This window comes from Pseudomonas sp. AC463 (assembly GCF_979253585.1).
The window spans coordinates 1-267 of sequence record NZ_CEEDDZ010000670.1 but is presented as its reverse complement, the minus strand read 5'-3'; the positions used below and the strand labels follow the sequence as shown (position 1 = coordinate 267).

Annotated in this window: 1 pseudogene; it reads left to right on the top strand. The window is 66.3% G+C overall.

The features are described from left to right. Positions 1 to 267: pseudogene (locus AC0IYH_RS31890) on the top strand (D-alanine--D-alanine ligase A); the annotation flags it as partial.

Genomic DNA, 267 nt, shown 5'->3' with positions numbered 1-267 from the left:
TCGGCGCGCAATATCGTCGCTGCGCTGGACCGCTCGCGCTTCGAGCCGGTGCTGATCGGCATCGACAAGGCCGGCCATTGGCACCTCACCGACACCTCGGACTTCCTGCTCAACCAGGAAAACCCGGCCCTCATCGCCCTCACCCAATCCAACCGCGAACTGGCGGTGGTGCCCGGCAAGGCCAGCCAGCAAGTGGGGGAACCCGCGGGTAGTGGCGTGCTGGACCATATCGACGTGATCTTCCCCATCGTCCACGGCACCCTGGGC